Source organism: Vibrio olivae, from assembly GCF_042428525.1.
Taxonomy (GTDB): Bacteria; Pseudomonadota; Gammaproteobacteria; order Enterobacterales; family Vibrionaceae; genus Vibrio; species Vibrio olivae.
Genome location: NZ_JBHMEP010000001.1, coordinates 882,470 through 907,938 on the forward strand (window position 1 = coordinate 882,470; position 25,469 = coordinate 907,938).

Consider the following 25,469-nt stretch of genomic DNA (forward strand, 5'->3'; position numbering starts at 1 on the left):
TAAGAACTAATACCCGATTGATGAATTTAATTATTTGGACTCGATAAAATAGAAATTATTTTTTAATTAATGAATATGATTAAATTAAATAGGGCTTAATGTTATTAAACCCTATTTATATTTTTATTATTGAATATCTATTTTTCCTGTACCGGCATTATCAATCACAAACTGTTTCACACTGCTTGTACTTTGTAATTGATAATCATAAACCATTTGAGGTGTCCAATAATTATCTGTCGCGTCTGGGTCGATAATGTATAGCTCGGCATTGCTGCTGCTTGACTCGGCGTGTTCTTGAGCAATAGGTGTTAAATCTATGTTATTTCCGTCTAGCGTATTTCCACTGGAATAGAAATAGGTAGAACACTCTTGCTCAGTAAATCCATATTCAAGACAGCGCTCTTTTTTCGATTGTTTCGATTTATATGAGACAATTTTAGCGGAAGCGGATTCCGTATCCTCTGTGGCTATTTCAAACACGTTATTTTCCGCAAAGATTTTTGCCGCTGCACCTAAAATAACCGCTTCACCCATTGGGTAATAAGGTTCCGCGTGAACATCGCTATTGTTTAAGCTGTAATAGTTGTTGTATACGTGCACCCGACCAAATCGAACGCGTGGCATACGTTGGCCGGTATTATGCCAATAGTTATGGTGGAAGGTAACGTCAATTGACCCCGGGCCATAGTTACGATCGGCGTTGGTATTATCACTACCACCGAGTAAATTGGTTTTATCGTGATTTTCAAACACGTTATAAGTGATCGTAACTTGTGTCGCACCATTCGTAACATCAATTAACCCGTCATGATGTTGAACTTTCTGCTCTTTTGCGTTGTAAGGCGCATCGAAGACCGGTGGGTATTGATCATCGGTACGTTCACCATCACTAAAGTAGTTATGGTCTATCCATACTTGCTGGGCATTATCCACACTGATGAGATCGTATTCTGAATTCCAGCGGCCGCCACCTTCACGAGAAGGGCAGGCATTAGGATTTTGCTCGTCACTAATGTATTCGGCACTACAATTTCCAACGCCTAATTCGTCATCATCAATACTAAATGAATCACCGGGATCCCAAGCGGGGAACATATCAAACGCATCGTTGAACGCGATATTACGAATTATAATGTTCTGCACGGCTTCACCACCTGATTGACCCAGTGATAAAGTACCGAATTTAATCTCGGCATCATCACCTAAGCCAATAATTGAGGTATTTGAGCCGACTCTAAACTTAATATAATCGGCTTGCGCATGTTGGAAACAGTCACGTTGCTCTTCAAGTTCACCATAAGGATCCGGTGGATCGCCATTTTCAAGAGTTTGATTATTCCAAACATTGGGGTCGTATTCATTTTGATAGGCGGTGTAAAACGTATCGTAATCGTCAAACGTGGTTTCACATTCAGCCATGAAACTCTCCTCACTGCGTGAGGCGCCACTTGCATCAGCAGTTAGGTCGATTGTGCCACTAATATAAATAATCTTTGGCTCATTGCTCGGCAGATCAGAAAGTGACGCATTAGCATCGCCATAAAGCGCTTCAATCAGTTCATCGCGTGTTGTGACTGTGTAAATATGAGACTCGCTTGCGCCTTCTCCTCCAGTAACAACACCATTTGCAGCAGCCCATCCATCGGCAGATTGAATCACCGCTACCTGATTATTAGCATTGCCATTATTGGCGGTATTATCGTCAGAATCAGTCGTATTACACCCAACAATTAATAAAGGTAATAGTAATGCTAGGTAAGTTTTTTTCATGGTTTTTAACCTTCCTGGTTTGTATTTAAAACGCGGTTTCATATTAATTGTGGGTTACGTTTCAAACTGTGTTATTGATCTAATAAATATAAATAACAACAACCTATGTAAATTTCTAATCACCAAAGATTATTATCTAAACTTTTTGATTATTATTTGGTTTATTTGAAGTGATGAATGAATTTGTCGATTTTTAAATTTTAAAAATGTGCTGTAGGTACGATTGATATCTAGTTACATAAAATCGTTTTGTGACATTGAGTCAATATTTTATTCTGTTAGATTAAATGTAATTATGTCGTATTTCTATTAAATTCAATAAAAAGTTATTTATAAATTAATGGCAGGGTTTTATTTTTCATGCTCTAAATAAATCCTAAAGAGACCAATTAAATAAAATATGCTTGTTTTTATATTTTAGATTTATTTTTTAACTTTATGACGGTTAACGATATCGATGAAACCGAGGTTTTTGTGAAATTGATAAGCGAGTTAGTTACTAAATTAACGAAAATTGATTAAGAAACCACTGGGTAAAACTTGCGGCTCTGATTTTTGCTTTCACTATTTGTTTATCACAGACAGTATTGAGGTAAGCAATGATTTTGAAATTAAGCGCTCTTAGTGTTGCGTTGTTACTGGTTAGTATCGACGCTCATGCTCAAAATATTGAGTTAAACCGTAGCCCAGAGTTGATGCAGGCAAGTGAATTTCACAACGAACTCGACATCAGTGCATATTGGCTCAGTGAAAAACTCGATGGTATTCGTGTACTATGGGATGGACAACAGTTAAGGACACGAAGCGGACGCACGCTCAATCCTCCTAAATGGTTTATAAAATCGTTACCTCACACCGTAGTTGATGGCGAGCTCTGGGCTGGTCGTGGTCAATTTCATCTCGTTCAGCAAACCGTGTTGGATGCCAAACCGGTGGACTCCGCTTGGCAACAAATACGGTTTATGGCGTTTGATTTGCCAGAGTTACAACAACCCTTTGAGCAACGCTATAAAGCACTCACTCAACTGGTCAGTCATACTTCTTCTTCATTTTTGGAGGCTGTTGAGCAGCGATCGATAAGTTCAGAGTCACAACTGATGGCTGAGCTCGACAGTATTGCTAGTCAAAATGGAGAAGGGTTGATGCTACGCCGGTTCGATAGGCTATATCAAAGCGGACGCAGCGATACTTTGATTAAGTTAAAAAAGCATCAAGACACGGAAGCCATCGTCGTCGGATACAAACCGGGTCAAGGTAAATACGAAGGAATGATGGGGTCTTTGTTAGTTCGACTTCCTAATGGCATTCAGTTTTATTTAGGGAGTGGGTTTTCAGACCGACTTCGCCGCCAGCCACCTCAGTTAGGGCAAAGCGTGACATTTCGCTATAATGGCTATACGCAAAATGGCATCCCCAAGTTTGCTCGTTTTATTCGTGAGCGCGCTGAATAACGGGCTATTGGCCAATTCGAATCCCGCAACGTTTAAACAATTGTTGCCAATAGTTAGCATGCCGTTCGCTCTGACGATGAAAGCGCTGATGTTGTTGTGCTAACGGATATTGATAGTTAGGGTGGGTCGTCGACAAAATCTGGATACTGGGTTGCAGTCTAAAGTAGAGCTGGTCTAATTGCGCAAGGTAAGGCTGAATCTGACGTACATAGAATTTATCGAATACATTACGCAGATACGTTAACTTGGTGGTGTCGCGTTGGGCGCCACACGTTATTTTCGTATCGTTACTATAAAGCTGTTGATTAATCACTTTCAGCCACTGGCTCGCATTGATTAACGAATAGCTCAAGCGCCCTAGTAACGGCACGGTTTCTAACGTTTGTTGAGTCGTGACAATAGAACGCTCATTTGAGTTTGAACCCGTAACTGTTGAACTAATGACAGAAAGCGCCTGGATCACCTGATTAGCATGGTCATACATACCTTGATCAATCCATTGATAACTGACCAGTTGTGAACGCATGGTGTCACTGATAAACAACAGGTTACTTAAATGCAGAACGTGTTGCTGCCGCTTTTGAGCCAAAATATCACTGAGTTTGGTTTTGAGTGATGGCGAAATTTCTGGGTGGGCGAGACAACGGTTCAACCCGCGAATGAGCTGATTTTGGTACTGGTAGTTGCGAAATTGATCTTGCACTTTACCTAGTGAGGAATTGCGTTGTGCAATGAGCTCGAACAATTGACAGTGTCGAAGCTCATAACTTTCTAAGAGTCCCAAAGTGATTGAAGGGATATCGATTTTTAACTCACGTTTACTCGGTAAACTTGGATAGCTACGCTCAGGGCTGGCCAACTGAGCACTTTCTTGGACATTGGCTATCCTTGCTAAGTAATGATCAAATTGTTGCTCTGGTTGAGGTGTTGAGTCGAAACAGCCAAGTAGAGCTGCGCTCAACAATATTAAGCTCAATATTCGCATCACCACTATCGTTACCCAATTGAGACCACTAGCACCTATACGAAAACATAACAAAAAAGACCAGCGAATGCTGGTCTTTAGTGGAGTTTATCGAGCTGCGAAAGTTAACAAGGTTTCATGGCTTTGGCGATGCAGCCAATGTAACCTCAAACCAAGAAATAGCGCGGCAGAAGAGAGACCCACGATAATACCAACCCAAAAACCAACGGCGCCCATTGGTTCGACGACCCAATCAGTCATACCCAGAATATAGCCGCAAGGAACGCCAAGAATCCAATAGGCAAAGAAAGTACGTGTGAATATCGCGGACATGTCTTTATAGCCGCGTAATGCACCTGCAGCAATTACTTGAATCGAATCGGTGACCTGATAAATAGCCGATAATAAAAGCAGCTGCATGGCCAGATCAATCACTGAGCGATTTTCAGTGTAAATAAGTGAAACGGGTTCTCTGAATACCGCAGTAAAAATAGCAGTCACAACCGCAGTACTAATCCCTAATCCCATCGCGACGTGCGTTGAAACCATCGCACCATGCGTATTGTTTTCTCCGAGCCGATGACCAACACGAATACTCACTGCGGCGCCGATGCTCATTGGTAACATAAAGATCAATGACGAGAAGTTAATCGCAATTTGATGTGCTGCCACCGTCGTTGGACCAAGCGGGGCAATCATCAGTGCAATCACCGCAAACAAGGTGACTTCAAAAAATAATGCTGCGGCTACGGGAAAACCAAGTTTAAATAACCGGAATAACGCTCTGCCGTCGGGTTTGTGGAATTGGCTAAACAACGCAATATGGGCGATACGCTTAGAGCTTAAAACGTAAAACAGCAACATCAGAAACATTGACCAATAGACAATCATCGTTGCCACACCACAGCCAACGCCTCCAAGTGCAGGTACCCCAAATTTGCCATACACGAAAATCCAGTTCAGTGGGATGTTTAATAACAGCCCTGCAAACCCGATGATCATTGCTGGCTTAGTTAAAGACATACCGTCGGTGAAACTGCGCAGTGTTTGAAAGAGTAAAAAAGCAGGAACTGCAAACAACATGGCATGCATATAACCGATGGTTTTATCTGCCATTAAGGTTTCGATATCCATCCATCGCAAAAAAGTCTGGGTTTGCATCAGAATCAATACCGTCGGCACAGTGACGATGGCTGAAAGCCAAATGCCTTGCTGAATTTCAAATGAGATTTTGCCTTGACGCCCGGAACCATTGAGTTGGGCAATAATGGGGACTAAGGCCATCAGCAGTCCCATGCCAAACAAGATGGTTGGAAGCCATACGCTGCTCGCAACCGAAACGGCGGCCATGTCGGTTGCGCTTACACCGCCGGCCATGACAGTATCGACAAATCCCATCCCCGTTTGGGCTATGGACGCGATCAATACTGGTGTCGCCAACTTCACCAGCGTTGAGGTTTCTTCTTTATACAGTTGCACTGATACACTCCAAAATAGACGCCGGCCGATTGGCGACGTGATAGGTAATCTCTGTTACCATTGACACGCATAATAAAGAAATATAACCCTAAGCTCTACGTAAAATTTGGAGAATTTCACTGTGTTTACTGGAATCGTTATGGGAATGGCGAAAGTGATCGCCATCGACAAAAAAGAATCGTTTCAAACTCATGTCTTAGAGATGACTGAGCCGATGGTTGAAGGCTTAGAAATAGGGGCATCAGTGGCACACAACGGATGCTGTCTAACCGTGACGCAAGTGAATGAGAACAGAGTCTCTTTTGACTTAATGCAAGCGACTCTTGCAACGACTAATCTGGGATTATTGAAAGCAGGTGATGACGTTAATATTGAACGCGCAGCGAAATTTGGCGACGAGATTGGTGGCCACAGTATGTCTGGGCATATTGCTCAAACCGCAGAGATCGTAGAGATTATCGATACGCCAAACAATCGAACTATCTGGTTTGAACTTCCTGTCGAGCAAATGAAATACGTTTTAGATAAGGGGTATATTGGGCTCGATGGGTGCTCTTTGACGATTGGACAAGTCTCTGACAACCGTTTCTGTGTCCATTTGATTCCTGAGACCATGCAGCGTACTTTATTTGGGTCTAAACAAGTCACCGATAAAGTGAACGTTGAATTTGATCCACAAACTCAAGCGATTGTTAACACGGTAGAGCGCGTGCTCGCAGCTCGAGAGATGTAAGCACGTTGAGCCTAAAAAATCTGTTCGTCGTCTGCGTCAATGAACAGATCGAAGCTGTCGCGTTGTTCATTGATCATTAAGTGAAAGTGAATTGGGTTACAGCATGCCGGGCAGTCATCGTAATATTCTTGACTGCCATTCGAGGCATCCAATGTGATGGCTATAGATTGCCCACAATGCGGGCATTTCACTAACTTTTCCGTTAAATCATCCATGTGGTTACGGCTCCTAGTCAATCAAAACGCTCACTTCTAGTGTATATCGAATTCGAGACTGACGAGCATAAATTGACATCGATGCTTATCAAACAAGGTGATCGCTAAGCACTTAATATGCCAGAATGTCATCAATCATCTTCTGGCACTGTTCCAAGTAATGCCCACCGAAATGATTGTAATGATTGAGAATATGATAAAGGTTATAAATGTCTTTACGTTGAGGGTAATCATTGGGCAGGGGAGCAATACTTTCATAACCTTGATAAAACTCAGGCTGAAAGCCACCAAACAGCTCAGTCATTGCGATATCACACTCGCGATCGCCCCAGTAACAGGCTGGGTCATAACACATCGGACCCACAGCACATACGGCACTATTCCCATGCCACAAATCACCATGAAGCAGAGCAGGGCGCGGTGTGTGGTTACTCAGTAAATCTTGTATTAATTGAGTAAACTCTGCGATATTGACTAACTCGATGCCTTTTTCGCGCATGAGCTGCAACTGCCAACCGATGCGTTGTTCGGCAAAGAATCGTGACCACTTTTTATCCCACTTATTGGGCTGGAGCATCTCACCAATATAGTTGTCGTCATCCAGGCCATACTCTTTTTGATCGCCCCATGTATGAAGTTTCGCCAATTGTTCGCCAAACTTATAGCTATTAGCGGCATCATCTAAAGGCGTTGTGGGAAGGTAGTTAAGCACTAAAAAGGCGTGATCTTTAGTGTGCCCCAAATGAACAAGTTCAGGGACAAATACCGTGTTGGTTTGGCGAAGTAGCGCGATGTTATCGGCTTCGAGTTCAAAGTTGTGCAGGCAGTCTCGGCTGTTTACTTTGATAAAATAGCGCTGACGAGTATCACTGATCATGTAACACTCGCTGATATCGCCACCATGAATTTTCTGTTTTTCGATAATTTGATAATCAAAAAGCAGTGTCTCAGAGAGTTGCTGCGAAATCGCTTGCCACATAGTTACTCCTGCGAAGAATATCTTCTGGGTTAGAGTGTAGAACAGTTTATCAACAATTACCGTTTAGAGTTTAGTGCCGTTCAAACTTCTAGTAAAAACTCAGTTAAACTCGATGCGAGAGACGCTATGCTGTCATCAGTGGAAACTATTTTACCGCAGGTTATCTGGCAGGGTGAATTGAGGGCAATGTAGAAAATATTGCTTAGAAGCCACCGAATGTTATGAAATTTATTTTTAATCAATTAGTATTAGAACAGGATTATAAACGACCTTATCAATAGATGGAGAGAAAGTGTGGTTGTAGAGACCGATGGTTATCTTGCATTAATCGAACACTTAGCGTTCAACTTAGAGATATTTGCTTCTGATGATGGCGATATTGGTAAAGAGAGCGTAGAAGATGTAGTAACCGACATGGTGGCTAGTAACATCATGGCAATTTTTGAACAAAATCCTGAGTTGCACTCTAGTGTTCGTTTTCAGCTATTGAAAGAAGCAGATATGGTTGTTGAGGATTTAGGCGAAGTCCTAGCTGGCGTGTGGGGTAAACCTGCAACAAATGGGCAAATTTTATTTCTTGATGAATACATCGCCTTAGTAAAAAACTTATTCGATTCTGCAGTAGCAACCTACGACTAACAGTTTAATGCGTGCTCGGCGGTGTTAATACTCGTCGAAATTGCCAAAACGTAGAAGCCCAATAGGGGTTGTCGAGGCGAGAGATAATAACGCCTTTAGACTGCGAGGCGTGCATAAACTGTTTATTTCCTAGATACACGCCAACGTGGCGTGAACTTCTCGACGGTTTAAAAAAGACCAAATCTCCGGGCTGCGCCTGACTAAAGCCTAGCTGCTTACCTACCTGAACTTGAGAATAGGTGGTTCTTGGTAACTGAGTTTGTGTCGCATCACGAAACGCGATTTGAACAAATGCTGAGCAATCGACGCCACTTTTTGTCGTACCACCAAACTGATACGGCGCCCCTTCCCAGCGATTAAAAACATGCAGAAATGAGTTGAGAATTTGTTCACGCTGTCCTTGGCTTGCAGACTCCGTTGTTGATGGACGTGTAGGTTGTTTTACTGCAGGTTTAAAGTCGCTGACTTCAGGTTGGCTGGCACATCCGCTCAGTAAAGCCAAACCAACAAACGGTAAAACGGCAGCTTTTATCAATCGATGAAATGACATATTACTGAAATAGTTTCTCCATAAACTCATAACCAATAAACTTTGGATTGAGCTTTTGTTGTTATGAGTTTGAAAAACCACACCAAATGGAATTTATCACTACTGCAAACCATCAGTGTGTTATTTATCACCATTACCATATTTGTCGCGTTGTTGTCAGTAACGAGCGTTAAGAGCGTTAGCCGTATTGAAGGCGAGTTCTCATTTTTATCGAAAAACGCTTTGCCTCTAGCACTGCGTAATGCTGATTTAACACAAACTGTTTTGCAGCTGGTTAAGCAGCTAAATTACGGCTCCCAAGTGGCATCCGAGCAGCAACTGAAATCCATTCAAACCAGTGTCGATGACCTTCAACAAAGAATTGATGCCCAAAGCCAGCAGGTTTTTGAGATCTCAGACGCTCATCAAGGCACAGTGACCGATGAGCAGCAACAAGCTTTAAAAACCAGGATTCAGCAGCTTTTTAACATTACCGACTCAATTTTGTCAGCCCAAAGTCGATTGCTGGATATGCAAACGACAATCGATGAGCAAGTTCAGAGTTTTCGCTACGGTATCAGTTCGATTGGACCTGAAATGACACGTATTAGTTCCTTTTTGTCCAATGAGGACCCTCAGTCTATCGATGCTGCCAACCGTTTTTCAGCGGGGGCGACATCGATGGAAAGCACTTTCTTAATGATGTTGATGCAAACAGATATCGCAAAGGCTGAGCAACAATACAAAGAGCTTAAAACACGTCTGTCTGGCATTGAGTTGGCGTATGATGATTACGCGCAACTTCATACGGATATCAATGATTTCGCTAGCTTAACGGCGCCCTATGAAATGGTAATGTCGGGGTTTTCTGAAAATGGTGTCTTAAAGCAGATAATGACCAAGTTAACTCTAGTTCAACAGCAAAAATCGGAACTTGAACAAGCGGTTAAACTTGCCAATCAAACCATAGAAACGCTCAGCGAGATTTCAAGCACAGCGAACCAAATGATTGTGACAAGCCAAAATGTGGTTGAAAACACCATGCTCACTATTCGCAGTGTGCTGATGATAAGTGGCGGCGTTTTGGTTGTCTTAATTGTCGCCGCTTGGTTATTATTACGCCGCTGGATTAATCATGGACTGGCCTCCATTCGCGACTACCTGCAAAGCTTGGTTGGCGATGATTTTACGCATCAACCGCATTACGCTGGGCCAAAAGAGTTGCGATTAATTACTCAGCAACTGGGCGATCTCGGACGTTCTATCGCCGACTCTTTACGTATTGTTACTACCCATTCTAATCGTCTTTATCAAAGTGCCGAAGTCAGTCATCAAGCTGCTGAACGTAGCAACCTCGCATTAGACAATCAAAATCAATCGCTGGCGAACATGGTATCAACGGTCACCGAATTAGAAGCGTCTATTCGCGAGATCTCATCGGTGACCAATGATTGTCATCACGTTGCTCAGCAGGCAGTCAGTCACACCCAATCAGGGGCGCAAGCGGTTCAAGATAGCCACCAACGCATGTGTGACTTAGAACTGTCTATGAATAGCAATGAACACGCCATGACAGAGTTGGATGAGCGCGTAAAACAAATTGGTGGTATGGTCGATATGATTTCCGGTATTGCCGAAAATACCAATTTGCTCGCGTTAAACGCCGCCATTGAAGCGGCTAGGGCGGGAGAGCAAGGACGAGGATTTGCCGTCGTTGCCGATGAAGTGAGAAAATTAGCACAAGACACATCACAGCAAACCAATAGTATTCGAACCCGTATGAATGAATTGATTGCCTCAGCCCATCGTTCACGCTCATCAGTGCAAAGCTCTCGCGAAGAGATGCGTTACGTCCAGCAGTCCAGTGAGTCGATGCAACAGGCGTTTGAGCAAATCCGATCATCCGTTGAGCAAATTCGTGCTCGAGTCGAACAAATTACTGTTGCCACAGAGCAGCAAGAGAGAGCGACGGCAGACGTCAGCGGTTCTATCACTCATATATCAGAGCAAAGCGATAACACTAAATTGCAACTTGATGCAATGGTAGAAAGTGCGCAGCAGGTAGCGAGTAGCGCTGGCCATCAGCAGAGCATGCTGAATAAGTATCGCTTGGGTTAATGTTATCCTTTTGGACGTCTAAATGGTTGCGTTAACATGTAATCAACCCGCTGCTCGCGTGGAACACGAAATATCGGAAGGCCAATTTGCATATCCTGATGGCCACATTTTGGCTGGGCGACATAGGTGTGAAAAAACCTATCCCAAATCGACAAGCAAAAGCCGAAATTAGAGTGAGTTTCCTGAGGTCGTGTGGAGTGATGAACACGATGCATATCTGGGGTGACAATATACCTGCGCAGCGCAGCGTCCCATGAATTCGATAAGCGCCCATTACTGTGGTTAAACATCGCGCTGGCATTGAGTAGGATTTCAAATACGATCACTCCCCAAACCGAAACGCCTAATACTGCCACGAGGGTTATTTTATAAAAAAGTGACAGTACAATTTCCAATACATGAAAACGTACGCCAGTCGTGACGTCGATATCTTGATCGGCATGATGAACGCGATGTAGACGCCATAACCAGGGCACAAAGTGAAATAGAACGTGCTGTCCATATATCGCGAGGTCGAGTATCACCACAGCAATAAATATATTCAACCACAGCGGTAAGCCCAGCCAATGCATGAGACCAAGATTAGATTGCTCAATCAACATAGCAACATCCACGGCAACCAAAGGCATAAACAGCATGACGCTCAGCGTATTGAACCCAACCAATCCTAAGTTATTCGTCCAACGTAACCAGCGCGTCAGTGAAAGCGCTCGCCGCGGAGCATAAAACTCCCACATCGCACAGACGATGAAGACACCGACAAACATGAACAACCGCAAAACACTTGATTCGGCCACGCTTTATTCCTAACCCTCAGTTGCAACTATGCCAACTGTAAGTACAATCGTCCGCGATTTCCACTAATTCGCCAATGTGATGAGAACCCATAACTTCCACCGCTTGTATCAACAGCGTCTGTCTCAATCAACGAAACCCTTTAACGCACGAGGGGGCAAGGTCATGCGTTGCTCTGCCTGCCAAATCGTACAGCAACACTGTATTTGTCAATGGCAGCCCGACATTGAAACTGACTTTGCGGTACTGCTGATTTTATCTGATAACGAAATTCTAAAACCGAGCAACACCGGGCGACTGATTGCTGATACTGTTTCTGAAACTTACGCGTTTCAATGGCATCGCACCGAACCAAATTCGCAAATGTTAGCACTCCTTGAGGACCCACGTTTTGAGCCGATGGTAGTCTTTCCCGAAGAATACGTTGATCAGCCAGAACGGCTTTTGTCTCTGACAAACTATACAAAAAGCAATAAAACCCCACTGCTTATTTTTATCGATGGCAGTTGGCGCGAAGCGAAGCGCATTTTCCGCCGCTCTGAGTATTTACATTCCTTACCGGTCATTTCTGTTGAGCCGACAGTGGTCTCTCAGTATTTAATGCGCAAAGCAAGTAAAGACAATCATTTGTCGACTGCTGAGGTGGCTTCTATTGTTATCCGCGAATTAGGTGATGATTTTACGTCGAAAACCCTGTCTTTGTGGTTTGATGTATTTCGTGAGTCCTATATGCTCAGTAAAACTCGAATCAAAAGTAATATTGAGCTGCGTGATAGTTGCTTAGATAGCTATAAAAAGCATGTAAAAATGCAAGGCTAAAACGAGAAATGAGTCGAACAAATCATAATTGGTTACCTATTGCTGTTTATAACCTCATCAACTAGGAAATAAATTCGCTTTTGGTCACGGTATGTAGGCGTAGCTCTAGTAGATAATGCGTTCAATTTGTTGATTTTTACTTTTATTGAAACATGATTTTCTGGGAGAGCATGCATGTATTACGGCTTTGATGTAGGTGGCACAAAAATCGAATTTGGTGCATTTAACGCGCAATTAGAGCGTGTTGCAACCGAACGAGTTCCTACGCCAACCGAAGATTATGAAAAGTTAGTGACGACCTTATCTGAACTGGTAAAAAAATACGATCAGCAGTTTGCGACAAAAGGCACCGTTGGTCTGGGTCTACCCGGTATGGAGGATGCAGATACCGGCAAAGTTCTTACGGTAAATGTCCCAGCAGCAAAAGGAAAACCTTTAAAATCTGATCTTGAAGCTTTGATTGATCGCCCCGTCAAAATTGAAAATGATGCCAACTGTTTTGCGCTTTCCGAAGCCTGGGATGAAAGTCTGCAATCGTCACCATCGGTACTGGGATTGATTCTAGGAACTGGCTTCGGTGGCGGGTTGGTGATCGGCGGTGAAGTATTTTCTGGACGTAACAACGTCGCGGGTGAATTAGGTCACCAACGTTTACCTATTGATGCTTGGTTCTTGTTGGGGGATAGCGGACAAGCGCCTTTGTTTTCATGTGGCTGTGATAAACAGGGGTGTTTAGATAATTACTTATCGGGAAGGGGGTTTGAACAGCTTTATCAACACTATTATCAAACACCCAGAAAAGCCATCGATATCATCGCTGACTACCAACAAGGTGAAAATAATGCGATCGAGTTTGTCGATAAATTCATGGAGCTTCTCGCGACGTGTTTGGGCAGTATGCTGACGGCGATCGACCCACATGTTGTTGTGCTTGGTGGTGGGCTGTCTAACTTTGATTTAATTTATGAAGAGCTACCAAAGAGGTTGCCTAAGTACCTATTATCCGTTGCGAAAGCACCAAAATTCGTCAAAGCAAAACATGGCGATTCAGGTGGTGTACGCGGCGCGGCATTTTTGAATATCCACCAAGGCTAATCCGCTGTATTTTACCGTAATGCAGAAAGGAAAAGGCTCGCTAGATGCGAGCCTTTTCGATGTTAGTTACGGCTTCTTTTGTCCAACACCAATATTGTCTTTGGGTTTTAGCGTGATTTTTCCAAAACCGAGCTTAGCAAAGTGGTTGTCACGATAATTCCGTACTGCTTTGGTGTCAGATACCGCTTCGATTTGCTGCTCCATCTTCAAATAGTTTGAAATATCAATTCCTTCGGCGTCAGCCACCGCTTCATGGATTGAGTGAAATTGCTGATATGAGAAGGTTAATGTTTTTTCTTCACCTTTGTACTCATAAATAATCGTACGCGCCATGGCTATTCTCTACGTTTAAAAGGCGGATAAAAATCGCCGAACTAAAATTTGGCTAGATTCTGCCTTGTAGAGGGATGATTGTCACGTGTTCTCCGCGATTGATTTGCTCTATATGCTCTGGTATTTCAATCAGGCAGTTAGCTTGGCTTAAGGCATACAGCGCTCGAGTGTCTTGTGATAACACCTGTTCAATCTCGAGTTCGCCGTTATTTGTTAGCCGATATACCGCGCCTACAAATTCAGTGACACCGAGTTTTGATTTAAGTCGCTGCAGAGTAAATGCACGGGTTTTCAGTGGTATCCAATCCACTTCCCCCTGCATCTTTCGAATCGCAGGTTCAACGAATTGGAGAAAAGCAACAGTAGCAGCAACAGGGTTACCTGGAAGACCAAAGAAGGGACGAGCGCCAATATGGCCAAAAGCCATTGGCCGGCCTGGATGCATGTTGATTCGCCAAAAATCAATATGGCCGACTTCTAACTGCTCCAGTGCACTTTTAACGTAATCGGCTTCACCGAATGAAACGCCACCAGAACCAAGTAGAACATCGCATTGCACAGCAGCGCTGGTTAATGCCTCTCCAATTTCTGTAGGGTCGTCAGGTAAAACACCTAAATCATCAACCAAACAGCCCAAACGTTGCAAATTGTCTAACAGTACATAGCGATTGGCGTCATAAATGGCGGCGGAGCGCAGGGGCAAACCGGGTGACTGAACTTCATCACCTGTAGAAAATACGCCAACTCGAAGCGAGCGATAGACTTCACACTCTGTGATCCCTAAAGAAGCAAGAAGCCCGATGTGCGTTGAGGTTAGCCGTTGTCCCGATTCATACACCAGTTGGCCACATTGTAGCTCTTCTCCACGATAACGGATGTTTTGCCCAGGTGTAACAGCGTCGAGATTAATTGTGACGCTGTCACCTGTGCTTTGCACGTCCTCTAGAGCAATCACACAATCCGCGCCATCTGGCATCGGTGCACCGGTCATTATTTTAACCGCTTCACCAAGCTGTAAAGTACGTTCCATTTTATTTCCCGCGAACAGATGTTCAAAAACTCGAAACTGAGAGTTTTCTGCGCTCTGATAACTAATCGCATAGCCATCAATCGCGGCTTGAGTATAGTGGGGGCTGGCTATGGGAGAGCTAATATTACGAGAGATTATTCGATTATCGATTTCATGAAGCTGGCTGACTTCAGTGGCTTTCATTGTTGTTATGCGCTCAAGAATGGTGTTTACCCCTTGGATAACGGAAAGCCCTTGTATGGCTGGTTCTTGCGCGTTACGCGTGGAATTAAGCTGATTCACATATCGCAACACATACTGTGCGATTGAAGACAAATCATTAATATCAAGAATCGGAAGTGTGGTTGAAATAGGTTTCTGATCGCAGGCGATGGCAATGATATTGTCATCATAAGGATGAAGCCAAGGTTTGCCGACGGCGTCGCGATGCAGTTCAATTTTATCAAAAGCGATATTTTTACACCCTTCCACCAAGATTAGGTCGAGTTGATGGTGATCAAATCGGCTCAGTAAATCGTCAAAGTCCGCTTCGCGCTCTGGTGTTTCAGTCATCATCACATGGCGCTGATGTGATGCAACGAGCATCTGAGTTGCGCCAGCTTTACGCAGTCGGTAACTGTCTTTGCCCGGTTTGTCGACGTCAAACTCATGGTGAGCATGCTTTAGTACACCAAGCCGTAAACCGTGTTGTGTCAACAACGGAATCAGCGCTTCGAGCAATGTTGTTTTACCCGTTCCAGAATACGCAGCGAAACCCAATACGGGGATAGGGTAATTATTCATTTTTGTTTTGTCCTAATTCGGTCAATTGTTGCGGTGTATTCAAATTGATAAACGCATTGGGAGAATCACTAAAGTCGACGTACTCAGTGTTTACTTGTTGATGGAAGTGTTGCATTTTTCTTTCGCCACTGGCTAAAAATGCCTCTAAGGTTGGTAAGGTACGGCGATGAATGAGTGTAAAGACAGGTTGTGGATATTGGCCGTCGTGCGCCGCTACTAGATCGGTAGCCGCTGTTACACGGGCACATAATCGAGACACAAGATCTTCTGGTAGATATGGGCTATCACACGGAACAAAGCCAATCCATTGTTTGCTAAGCTGAGTCAATGCTGCGTGAATCCCCCCTAAAGGACCTGGATAGTTCGCCAGTGAATCACAAAATACCGGCGCATAATGCTGATAGTGTTCTTGGTGGCGGTTGGCATTGATGTAGATATCGTGATGCTGTAACGACAGGCGTGTCATAACATGCTCGATAAGCGGTTTACCGTTAAACTCTATAAGCCCCTTGTCTTGTCCACCCATGCGAGTCGCTTGCCCGCCCGCCAAAATGACCCAAGACGTAGTTTGTGTATCAATCATTTATCGCTCTCACCGCATTATCATGGCTCATGATTGTTCAGACTATCATGAGAATCGCGAATTGAGTTTGCGCTGACCCCTTTTTTTCGAGCGATTGACTAAGGTTTACTCAATCGAGCCTTGTTGATAGAGCGCAATTCGAGGTGGCTTGATGTCATGTTTTCGAAACTCACTCATTACACGCAGTGTTATATCGGTTTCAAACAGTTTCTCATACACCGTATCCACAACGTATGCTTTACACGTTAATTGTATCGCCAGATAGTTATCTGCCATTGTTTGTTTGACCAGCACGGTGACAGGCTTAGGAAGGTGCACGTAACGACTTGATGAAGCCGCTTCTTGAATTAAGTCTCGCGCTAATGTGATGTCTTCATCAAGACCGACGAAAAACGGAATGACAACTTGCATGTCCAAGGCGCCATAATTACCACTGACGGTAACTTCATTTAGAAACTTGTTGTTTGGAATAGTAATAATATCGTCAGTTAACGTCCGCATGCGCACCGATCGCAAACCAATCGCCGTAATATCGCCGTAGTTGCCTTCAAAGGTGACGCGGTCACCAACCTGAAAAGGGCGGTCAACCATCACCGTCATCCCTGCAATAAATGAGGCTGCTAAATCTTTCAATGCAAAGCCTACCGACACCGCAAGGGTACCGCCAATCAATGCCAGTATTTGATCATTAATTCGAAAGCTCAGCATAAAGACCAGAATCCCGGCTGACATATAGATAAAAAACTGCAAAAACGATTGCAGCTTCTGTAGCAACATTCGGTATTGAACAAATTGACTGCCGATGTTGTCGACAAGAGAAGCAATGAATTTAAGCAGTAACCAGGTGCCAGCGACGATTAACATCGAAAACAGCACGCCGCTCCAACGTATCAAACTGGCAATTTGTTGAAGGTTTGTCACGCTAGCGAGATCATCTTCCGCCACAACGCTGCAAGAAATAGATGTAAAAAAAATCAAAACAATCAATCGAAACATAATTACTTCACCAGCAAATGTTGACGGTCTAATACATTTGTAATGTGTCGAAACCAATGGTCGGAAATGCGCGCTTTTTCTTCGCTCCACTCAATAAATCCACGGCTTTGAAAGTAGCGTAAGGTACCTAGAACTTCTGCAATACTAAGTTGAGTACATTGCGAAACCTCTTCCGGGGAAGAGACTTCGAGTTGGACGACGGATCTTAGTACGGCCAACATCGGTTTGGGCATTTTTTCCAGTTCCTGAGATTGGGGCGCATTAAATAGCCGCACATAAGCTTGCTCATGATGCTTATCGATACGCAGAGATAATCGGAAAAAACGAAGTGCTATCGTTGGGTTACCATCGGAGTAATGCCAAAGAATCCGAAAAAAGCCCTGCATTGCTCGCTCTTCCTCTGAGATGTCGTCTTGATCCCATTGTTTAGGAACAGTCAAGCCATCAAACGACAGTGATTTTTGCCCCTGGTGATTGATTCGCGTAGACAGTAACTCCGCCATTTGCTTCTCATTCCACCGCGGAAGAAAAGCAACGAAATCAAATAACAGTCGCTCACCACGCGCGCGGTCGATAAAGTTCCAACTGGCTTTTTCAATAGCGAATAGCACACGATGATGTCCATGTGTTCGGCGAAGTAAGTTAGTGAGATGGATCAGATGTTTTAACCCACCCACCATCGGCTTTACTAAGCGCTGCGCATTATCAATGGCGATAAAATAACTATTTTCAGACTGGCGAAGATGAGTGAGAAGTTGAACTTCACTGGTGTCGTCAGCGAGCCCAAAAGCTTGGTTTAGCGATCTGAGTAATGCTGAATAGCCATCATATGGGCAGTTTACATAAATTGCGGTTGCATTCTTAACTCGGCTTTGTAATTGATTAATTACCGTGGTTGAGCCTATACCTCTTTCCCCTGAAACCACACACATTGACGGGCTATCAGATAGCAAATATCGCCCAAGTTGTTCGATCTCTTGGGTCGCGTAATCGATAAGTTCACTGCTATCGCTGCCGGGTAAGACATAATCGTAGGCTGCATCGCCTTTGATTGCTGTGAGGTGGTTTTCTGTATGATTGTCTCCAGAACTTTTGGAGACTTCGATACGAAACAGATACGCTAATGCCTGGCTAAAGAACTGATAATTAGACAATTGCGTCATGACTCGTAGTTTTAGCCGGTGTGTTATTAACCATACAATGGCGATTGCCGTAGCGAGAATACGTATAACCCATGTATTTTGGTGTCGAACCGCCCAGTTAACCCAGGCAGGTCGGTCACTAATAGATTCGACTTCACAAAAGGTTTTTTTACGCCATAGATTCAAAGCGCTGATGGTGACGACAATAAACCAGAAATAGAGAGCACTCGTGATCCAATAATAAATTGTGGTTTTACCAAGGGTGCGCATGGATATTTGTAAAATAACCCCAGCAAAAATGATGCTCCAGACATAACGCCGAATGGTTTTAAGGCGCAGCACCAAGGTTTCTTTCTGTGACGACCGGCTATTACGAGCTGCAAACTCAAGAAGGAAGCTGATGGCGATAGAACCACCCAGTACCCACCACGTTAATATTTCCAAATAAATAAGATGTTGGAGGCTTGGAATGGTAGAAAGGACCCGCAGTGACAAAGTGATGGCGATGAGCCAAGCAATGGCACGGTTGGCTTGGCTTAAATACCAAATGCACCGAACCCAAAACGCGGGTTGTGTTTTATTTTCAATATAGGTGCGATGAAAAAGCGTGATCAAACGTTTGCTGTTCGTTAGCCACCAGATCAAGACACAGTAAATCAGTAGCACCTTTATGCCAGCCCAAATGACGGGTATCGGAGAAATCATCAAATCACGCACCAGAGCTTGAAAGCTGCGCAACTGAAAATAGAGGAGATACTCCGCATTCAGCAGTGTGAGATTCCATTCAAGCTTAAACTGAGTGACGCCATAGGGCCCAAACCCAGTGAGCCTCCCTCGCGTATGAGTATCAGCCAATTCAATTAACCGTTCTTTGCTCGCCCCTAGGCTATTAAGCGTTAGATAATTGGCTTGCGCGGCGCGCCAATTTTTATCACTGCGGGCATGTCGATAACGATTAAGGTTGGCTTGAAAGTGGGCATGCTGCTCAACTTGCTGGTTAAGTGTCGCGATCAAAAGCGGCCTTATATGTTGTTGAGCTTCAGTATCAATGAACAAGGAATCAGGAAGCGCCGCCACTTTACTTTGTATTTCTAGAGACTCAGAAGTGATGTTAGGCTCCGGTTGCAACTCAGATTGCCAACTCGCGAAACACACGCAAGGGAGCAGAAAAATAATTAAAATGAGACGAATCAACATACGCATTGGAACCACTGATAACTCTTTGATTTATATTTTTAAGAATAGGTGGTGGCGTATTTTGGACCCGCAACAATCAATAGGAAATGACATTTGGTGTCATCATTGAGATTGTCACATTCAATGAAACGGGCAAACGCGATGGTAGCCAAACAAAAGATTTCCCTAGTCAATGAATCTCACCCCGTAACTCAGTGAGGAAGATGAATAATGTATTGAAAATGATTCACTTATTGCAGTTTTTCTCAACAAAGGAGAACGCGATCAATTTTTAAACCTATGCTCATTGGTGGCTAAGAGAAATAAACTAAAGTGTCATTAAATAAATACATCATACTGTAAAGGTAGGTCATGGTGAGTACAACGAAAGCAATAAAAACGCAATGTAGTTGGTTAATGGGCTGCAATCTAAAAGAGCATCAGATAACGACGGGTGTTGGCGTGCTGACACAGTGGCAACTAACGGGATTTGACTTAGAAGCTCAGCAAATTGATTCACACACAGCGACTTTGGCTTTATCCCGTGAACAAGAATTCGATTATCGAAACAATTTGTTTTCACTGACCCCGAAACTGTATCTTATTATCGAGGCATCCAGTGATCTTTCTACTCCTCTGATCACTCAATTGACGGCTTCTAAATCGGTCGCTAACGAATACATGAATAGCGAATACCTCGTTTTAACCAACGAAATGCCTGGACCAGTACAAGCTTGGTTGGCCGACTTTGTGTGCAGCAAACATTAAGGTTAGGTGTGAAATGCCTCAATAGTCGACCATGGTCTTATTTTTCAAGGCTATTGTTCATTAGGCTAGAGTGCTAAGCTGTTGTTAACTGAGATTTAGCAAGGAAGCCGTATGAAATTTCCTTATCGAAATATTGTGGTCTTAACGGGCGCGGGCATTTCCGCAGAATCGGGCATTCAAACCTTTCGTGCTCAAGACGGTCTCTGGGAAAACCACCGTATTGAAGACGTTGCGACGCCTGAAGGATTTGCTCGCGACCCTGAATTAGTTCAAGATTTTTATAACCAGCGCCGCCGTAAGCTGCAAGATCCGGCAATACAGCCTAACCCTGCGCACATTGCGCTTGGTCGCCTAGAGCGGGAGCTTGAAGGGCAGGTCACGGTGGTTACTCAAAACATCGATAATTTGCATGAACGAGGCGGGACAACCAACATCATTCATATGCACGGTGAATTATTGAAGGCACGATGTAGTGAGTCGAACCAAGTGATTGAGCACAATGACGATATCCATATGGGCGAGTTGTGTCATTGTTGCCAAATTCCAGCTCAAATGCGTCCACACATTGTTTGGTTTGGCGAGATGCCACTGCGTATGGGCGAAATTTACCACGCCATCGAGCAAGCTGATTTGTTTGTATCAATTGGTACTTCTGGTGTTGTCTATCCGGCTGCCGGCTTTGTTCATGATGCGAGAATGCATGGTGCCCATACCATTGAAATCAACTTAGAGCCAAGCGCCGTCGAAACCGAGTTTGAAGAAAAGCGTTATGGTAAAGCCAGCGAGGAGGTACCTAAGCTGGTGGATGAGTTGCTAGCAATGCAGTAGCTACTGTCATCTTGTTCCAATAAAAAAGCGGCTCTACGCCGCTTTTTTATATTATCCATCGAAACTTAGTTGCCAACTTTAAGTTTTTGGAAGTATTCATCATAAAGTACGCTTGCTTCACCCACTTCGTCTTGCCATACCCCTGAGTCCATCACATTTTGTGGAGGAAAGACGTTAGTGTCATTCACAAAATCACTCGGTAGGAGCTCATAGGCGGTTTGAACTGGTGTTGGATAGCCTATTTCTAGGGCAATTTTGGCAGCGTTTTCAGGTCGCAGCAAGAAATCGATCATCTTATGAGCCGCATCGATATTTTTAGCGCCTGTTGGAATGGCAAGGCTGTCCATCCAAAAGATAGCCCCTTTTTCAGGCCAAACGATATCGATGGATGCGCCTTCTTGGCGTGCCATGTACGCTGAGCCGTTCCACAACATACCGAGCGAGACTTCACCAGCAAGGTAAGGGTTCGCTGGGAAATCAGAATTGAAAACCAAAACATTAGGCATCAATTTCTTTAACTCTTCATAAGCTGCTTTAATTTCATCAGGGTTAGTCGTATTTGGAGAGTAACCCAGCTTAGTTAATGCGATATGGAAAACTTCACGTGAGTCATCCATCAACATCAGCTGACCTTCCCATTTACTGTCCCAAAAGTCGTCCCACTTAGTGACGCTTGATTTATCAAGCATATCCGAGTTAATGCCGATACCGGTCGCTCCCCAAATATAAGGTATCGAATAGCTGTTATCTGGATCAAACGGCTTGTTTAAAAAGTTGGCATCTAAATCTTTAAAGTGGTTAAGTTTGGACTTATCAATCTTCTGAAGCATGCCTTCTTTACGCATTTTGGAGACAAAATACGTGGAAGGGACAACAAGATCATAACCAGAGCCTTGCGTCTTCAATTTGGCATACATACTTTCATTCGACTCGTAAGTCGAATAGATAACTTTAATACCCGTTTCCTTTGTAAAATCCTCTAGCACTTCATTAGGGATATACTCAGACCAGTTGTAAAAATACAATTCCTGATCGTCGGCCATAGCAGATGAGGTGAAGAGACTCGCCGCGCAAAGTGCGCCCGCAAAGAATTTACGTTTCATTTCAGTTCCGTTTTATTTGGCTACGCTTGCCGTAGTCTGGGTGAAAATGAATTTATCGTGACGATAAAAGTGACAAACAGGGTAAGTATATCAGCGAAAAGCAAAATAGGGAGTCTAGAACAAGAAGTTTACTGTCGTCAGCTTAGGAATTAGCCAACTTTACCGTCATGGGTTTACAAATGATTCGGCGATCTTGGAAGTGATACAAAAAAGCAGCAGAAAAGGGTATCTGCTGCTTGTGATTTTATTTTAAGTCGTGCTTTTCGCGTGCTATCAGCTGAGAAATGATGACTAGAATCAAAGAGACTACCAGCATCACGGTTGCTAGTGCATTGACCTCAGGAGATATACCCACTTTCACCATTGAATAGATTTTCAAAGGCAATATTTCATAGGTTGGGCCTGTAACAAAAGAACTAATAATCACATCATCAAGTGACAAAGTGAAACTCAGTAGCCATCCTGCAGCCACGGCTGGTTTTGCCAATGGCAACAATATTTGCTTTAAAATGACCCATTCACTCGCTCCTAAATCTTTGGCAGCTTCAAGCATTTTAACGTCAAAGCCATTCAGTCGGCTGTACACGGTGACCACCACAAACGGAAGACAAAAGGTGATATGAGCAATCAATAATGTAAAGAACCCCAAATGGGCACCAAGAACCAAAAACAGAGCCAGCAAAGAGATAGCCATCACGATGTCTGGGGACATCATTACCACAAACAGCAGTCCATTTACGGCAGCTTTACCTTTAAATTGATAGCGAAATAGAGCTACTGCCGTTAAGCTTCCGATTATCGTTGCTGCTGTGGCCGAAAATACCGCGACGTTAATAGAGTGCCACGCGGCTTGCATCAAGCTATCGTTGTTGACTAACGTTTCGTACCACTTCAGAGTGAAACCATCCCAACGCATGCCAAACTTGTTGCTGTTAAATGAGTTAGCAATAAGCACGATGATAGGGAGATAAAGAAACGCATAAACCAACCCCATAAAGCTAAAGCGAATAGTGCGTCCCATTAGTTCAACTCCACTTTTTTGTTCAGCAGCTTACCGGCGCGATAGTAGGCATAAAGCATGATTGCCATTGCAATGGTTAGAGCGATACTCGTTGCGGCCCCAAAAGGCCAGTCGCGCGCGTTAAGTACCTGACTCTTAATTACGTTACCAATCAACAGATTTTTAGCCCCGCCAAGAAGATCAGAAATATAGAACATACCAAGTGCGGGTAACATCACCAGCAGGCACCCTCCAACGATTCCCGGCATGGTCAAAGGTAAAACGACTTTGAGTAGCGTTTGAAGTTTGTTCGCGCCAAGATCTCTCGCGGCTTCGATGTACGTGTTGTCGAGTTTTTCAATGGCAGAATATAACGGTAAAATCATGAACGGTAGCAAGATGTAGACTAAGCCAATCATCACGGCCACCTCGGTATACATTAGACGCAAAGGTTTATCGATAATATCCAAATAAAGTAAAGACTTATTGAGAATGCCTTGCGTGCCCAATACAATTTTTAATCCGTAAGTTCTAATTAACGAATTGGTCCAAAAAGGCACGATGACTAAAAACAGCATAAAAGGGCGCCAGCGCTCTGGCATTTTAGCCACGATATAAGCAAACGGATAACCAATGATTAGGCATAATACCGTAGCAACACCCGCCATATAAAACGAATGCATAAGCACTTTGGCGTATAAAGGATCCGCAAGGCGCGCATAGTTGTCGACGGTGAACGTCAGGTCAATTAGATTCGCTTCGTCACGAGTTAAAAAGCTAGTGGCGATAATCATCACATTGGGTAGCAGTACAAATAGCCCTAGCCACCCAACAACTAAGGTAATAATGGCGGTTTGAAGATTAAATTTGCGAGTCATCTTTGAGTACCACTTCCCAGCTTTCAACCCAAGTAATGGCCACTTTTTGGCCAAGTGAGTGATCCACATCAGGATCATCTTCATTAAAGAACTCGCTGACCATCACTCGGTCCCCTGACTCGAGTTCGACAACGGAATCGAGCGTCATCCCCTTGTAAGTACGTTCGACCACATGGCCGACGATCCCTTTTTGTTCGCTTTCTTTAATTTCTTCAATTCGCAAATCTTCAGGACGCAGTAAGACTTGAAGTTTATCACCGGCTTGGGCGTTATGTTGGTAATAAACGACAGACTCAACGCCCTCAATTTGGGCACGGATGCGCTTCTCATCAAGGCGTTCTATCATCTCAGCATTAAACACATTTATCTCGCCGATAAAACGCGCTACGAATAGATTTTTAGGCTCTTCATAAATTTCTCGTGGCGTGCCGTCTTGTTCTATTACGCCTTCACGCATCACTATAATGCGATCCGACATGGACAACGCTTCTTCCTGATCGTGAGTAACGAAAATAAAAGTGATACCGAGCTGACGTTGAAGCTGCTTGAGCTCAATTTGCATCTGCTTACGTAACTTGTAGTCTAATGCCGATAAAGATTCATCCAGCAACAATACTTTCGGTTTGTTGACCACGGCACGTGCAATAGCAATTCGTTGTTGTTGGCCACCAGACAATTGATGAGGTTTACGCTGAGCCATGGTTTCTAGGCGAACCATTTTCAATACGTCCATCACTCGCGGTTCGATTTCAGATTTAGGCACTTTTTGCATTCGCAAACCAAACGCGACATTGTCATAAACCGTCATATGTGGGAATAGGGCATAACTTTGAAATACCGTATTAACGTGTCTATGCTCAGCAGAGATTTGAGTAACATCTTGCCCATCTAAAACAATGCTTCCGTTATCGACGGATTCAAATCCAGCGATCATGCGAAGTACTGTCGTTTTTCCGCAGCCAGAAGGGCCGAGAATGGTAAGAAACTCACCGTGGTTTACGTCAAGATTAAGTTGACGGATGATTTCCTTATCATCAAAGCTTTTTGAGACGTTAGTCAGCCGCACCACGGGTGGGGTCATTTGCGTTTGCTCATTCAATGCCTGTTTTTCTCCTATTCTGTCAGGGAAAGCGATGTGATATTACGCCCAAATTTTCGACGAAATTAGGCGCGCATGATAATCCTCAATATAGTGAAATTAAAGCAATTTATGAGGGCTCAAAAGAAAAAGTTTTTACTCGTAAAGTAACGAATTTTTAC

At 43.7% G+C, this 25,469-nt stretch carries 24 protein-coding genes; 8 read left to right on the top strand and 16 right to left on the bottom strand.

Annotated features, from left to right (window positions below):
• Window positions 1–126: 126 nt before the first annotated feature.
• Window positions 127–1,773 (bottom strand): pectate lyase family protein, encoded by a 1,647-nt coding sequence (locus tag ACFFUV_RS04010; RefSeq protein ID WP_390189880.1) that lies wholly within the window; start codon window positions 1,771–1,773, stop codon window positions 127–129.
• 605 nt (window positions 1,774–2,378) lie between these two features.
• Between ACFFUV_RS04010 and ACFFUV_RS04015 the strand changes: the two genes are divergently transcribed.
• Entirely contained in the window at window positions 2,379–3,224 is an 846-nt protein-coding gene (locus ACFFUV_RS04015; protein ID WP_446697911.1) for a DNA ligase, read from the top strand.
• Window positions 3,225–3,228: 4 nt separating this feature from the next.
• Here the strand turns inward: ACFFUV_RS04015 and ACFFUV_RS04020 are convergent, their stop codons facing one another.
• Complete coding sequence (locus tag ACFFUV_RS04020) at window positions 3,229–4,188, bottom strand: DUF3080 family protein (protein WP_390189883.1); 960 nt, start codon at window positions 4,186–4,188, stop codon at window positions 3,229–3,231.
• A 108-nt stretch (window positions 4,189–4,296) separates the two neighbouring features.
• Window positions 4,297–5,667: an MATE family efflux transporter gene (locus ACFFUV_RS04025; RefSeq protein WP_390189885.1), complete on the bottom strand. Its 1,371-nt coding sequence runs from the start codon at window positions 5,665–5,667 to the stop codon at window positions 4,297–4,299.
• Between the two features lie 121 nt (window positions 5,668–5,788).
• On the opposite strand from ACFFUV_RS04025, the gene ACFFUV_RS04030 reads away from it, so the two are divergent.
• Window positions 5,789–6,400 (top strand): riboflavin synthase subunit alpha, encoded by a 612-nt coding sequence (locus ACFFUV_RS04030; RefSeq protein ID WP_390189887.1) that lies wholly within the window; start codon window positions 5,789–5,791, stop codon window positions 6,398–6,400.
• Between the two features lie 11 nt (window positions 6,401–6,411).
• Here ACFFUV_RS04030 and ACFFUV_RS04035 read toward each other — a convergent pair whose 3' ends face one another.
• Window positions 6,412–6,615, bottom strand: coding sequence for a CPXCG motif-containing cysteine-rich protein (locus ACFFUV_RS04035; RefSeq protein ID WP_390189888.1), 204 nt, complete (start codon window positions 6,613–6,615; stop codon window positions 6,412–6,414).
• Window positions 6,616–6,727: 112 nt separating this feature from the next.
• The gene (locus ACFFUV_RS04040; RefSeq protein ID WP_390189890.1) at window positions 6,728–7,594 is read right to left on the bottom strand and encodes a fructosamine kinase family protein; all 867 of its coding nucleotides are present in this window, start codon (window positions 7,592–7,594) and stop codon (window positions 6,728–6,730) included.
• A 294-nt stretch (window positions 7,595–7,888) separates the two neighbouring features.
• On the opposite strand from ACFFUV_RS04040, the gene ACFFUV_RS04045 reads away from it, so the two are divergent.
• Window positions 7,889–8,233, top strand: coding sequence for a DUF3802 family protein (locus ACFFUV_RS04045; RefSeq protein WP_390189893.1), 345 nt, complete (start codon window positions 7,889–7,891; stop codon window positions 8,231–8,233).
• A gap of 4 nt (window positions 8,234–8,237) precedes the next feature.
• Here the strand turns inward: ACFFUV_RS04045 and ACFFUV_RS04050 are convergent, their stop codons facing one another.
• Window positions 8,238–8,783 (bottom strand): NlpC/P60 family protein, encoded by a 546-nt coding sequence (locus ACFFUV_RS04050; protein ID WP_390191828.1) that lies wholly within the window; start codon window positions 8,781–8,783, stop codon window positions 8,238–8,240.
• Between the two features lie 63 nt (window positions 8,784–8,846).
• Between ACFFUV_RS04050 and ACFFUV_RS04055 the strand changes: the two genes are divergently transcribed.
• Window positions 8,847–10,880, top strand: a complete 2,034-nt coding sequence (locus tag ACFFUV_RS04055; protein ID WP_390189895.1) for a methyl-accepting chemotaxis protein — start codon at window positions 8,847–8,849, stop codon at window positions 10,878–10,880.
• 2 nt (window positions 10,881–10,882) lie between these two features.
• Here ACFFUV_RS04055 and ACFFUV_RS04060 read toward each other — a convergent pair whose 3' ends face one another.
• Entirely contained in the window at window positions 10,883–11,647 is a 765-nt protein-coding gene (locus tag ACFFUV_RS04060) for a sterol desaturase family protein (protein ID WP_390191831.1), read from the bottom strand.
• Window positions 11,648–11,756: 109 nt separating this feature from the next.
• Between ACFFUV_RS04060 and ACFFUV_RS04065 the strand changes: the two genes are divergently transcribed.
• Together ACFFUV_RS04065 and nagK are read left to right on the top strand one after the other, a co-directional pair.
• Entirely contained in the window at window positions 11,757–12,494 is a 738-nt protein-coding gene (locus ACFFUV_RS04065; protein ID WP_390189897.1) for a tRNA-uridine aminocarboxypropyltransferase, read from the top strand.
• A gap of 174 nt (window positions 12,495–12,668) precedes the next feature.
• Window positions 12,669–13,589: an N-acetylglucosamine kinase gene (gene nagK / locus ACFFUV_RS04070; RefSeq protein ID WP_390189898.1), complete on the top strand. Its 921-nt coding sequence runs from the start codon at window positions 12,669–12,671 to the stop codon at window positions 13,587–13,589.
• A 66-nt stretch (window positions 13,590–13,655) separates the two neighbouring features.
• Here the strand turns inward: nagK and ACFFUV_RS04075 are convergent, their stop codons facing one another.
• From ACFFUV_RS04075 to ACFFUV_RS04095, 5 genes are all read right to left on the bottom strand, one after another.
• Window positions 13,656–13,922, bottom strand: coding sequence for a DUF2960 domain-containing protein (locus tag ACFFUV_RS04075; protein ID WP_390189900.1), 267 nt, complete (start codon window positions 13,920–13,922; stop codon window positions 13,656–13,658).
• A 52-nt stretch (window positions 13,923–13,974) separates the two neighbouring features.
• Complete coding sequence (locus tag ACFFUV_RS04080) at window positions 13,975–15,735, bottom strand: bifunctional molybdopterin-guanine dinucleotide biosynthesis adaptor protein MobB/molybdopterin molybdotransferase MoeA (protein WP_390189903.1); 1,761 nt, start codon at window positions 15,733–15,735, stop codon at window positions 13,975–13,977.
• A complete protein-coding gene (gene mobA / locus ACFFUV_RS04085; protein ID WP_390189905.1) occupies window positions 15,728–16,318 on the bottom strand; it encodes a molybdenum cofactor guanylyltransferase MobA in 591 nt (196 codons plus the stop codon). Before mobA ends, ACFFUV_RS04080 begins: the two co-directional genes overlap by 8 nt.
• Before the next feature lie 105 nt (window positions 16,319–16,423).
• Complete coding sequence (locus ACFFUV_RS04090; protein WP_390189908.1) at window positions 16,424–17,314, bottom strand: mechanosensitive ion channel family protein; 891 nt, start codon at window positions 17,312–17,314, stop codon at window positions 16,424–16,426.
• Window positions 17,315–17,316: 2 nt separating this feature from the next.
• Window positions 17,317–19,659: an ATP-binding protein gene (locus ACFFUV_RS04095; protein WP_390191834.1), complete on the bottom strand. Its 2,343-nt coding sequence runs from the start codon at window positions 19,657–19,659 to the stop codon at window positions 17,317–17,319.
• A gap of 345 nt (window positions 19,660–20,004) precedes the next feature.
• Here ACFFUV_RS04095 and ACFFUV_RS04100 point away from each other — a divergent pair, with 345 nt between their 5' ends.
• Together ACFFUV_RS04100 and cobB are read left to right on the top strand one after the other, a co-directional pair.
• Entirely contained in the window at window positions 20,005–20,400 is a 396-nt protein-coding gene (locus ACFFUV_RS04100; RefSeq protein ID WP_390189911.1) for a DUF3305 domain-containing protein, read from the top strand.
• Between the two features lie 111 nt (window positions 20,401–20,511).
• Window positions 20,512–21,228 carry a Sir2 family NAD+-dependent deacetylase gene (gene cobB, locus ACFFUV_RS04105; RefSeq protein ID WP_390189914.1) on the top strand — a complete coding sequence of 239 codons (717 nt, stop codon included), beginning with the start codon at window positions 20,512–20,514 and terminating at the stop codon, window positions 21,226–21,228.
• Between the two features lie 65 nt (window positions 21,229–21,293).
• Here the strand turns inward: cobB and ACFFUV_RS04110 are convergent, their stop codons facing one another.
• The 4 genes from ACFFUV_RS04110 to potA all read right to left on the bottom strand — a co-directional run bounded on the left by ACFFUV_RS04110 (window position 21,294) and on the right by potA (window position 25,326).
• Window positions 21,294–22,331: an extracellular solute-binding protein gene (locus ACFFUV_RS04110; protein WP_390189917.1), complete on the bottom strand. Its 1,038-nt coding sequence runs from the start codon at window positions 22,329–22,331 to the stop codon at window positions 21,294–21,296.
• A 244-nt stretch (window positions 22,332–22,575) separates the two neighbouring features.
• The gene (gene potC, locus ACFFUV_RS04115; RefSeq protein WP_390189919.1) at window positions 22,576–23,352 is read right to left on the bottom strand and encodes a spermidine/putrescine ABC transporter permease PotC; all 777 of its coding nucleotides are present in this window, start codon (window positions 23,350–23,352) and stop codon (window positions 22,576–22,578) included.
• Window positions 23,352–24,209: a spermidine/putrescine ABC transporter permease PotB gene (potB, locus tag ACFFUV_RS04120; protein ID WP_390189921.1), complete on the bottom strand. Its 858-nt coding sequence runs from the start codon at window positions 24,207–24,209 to the stop codon at window positions 23,352–23,354. Before potB ends, potC begins: the two co-directional genes overlap by 1 nt.
• Complete coding sequence (gene potA / locus ACFFUV_RS04125; RefSeq protein WP_390191839.1) at window positions 24,193–25,326, bottom strand: spermidine/putrescine ABC transporter ATP-binding protein PotA; 1,134 nt, start codon at window positions 25,324–25,326, stop codon at window positions 24,193–24,195. Before potA ends, potB begins: the two co-directional genes overlap by 17 nt.
• Window positions 25,327–25,469 lie beyond the last annotated feature (143 nt).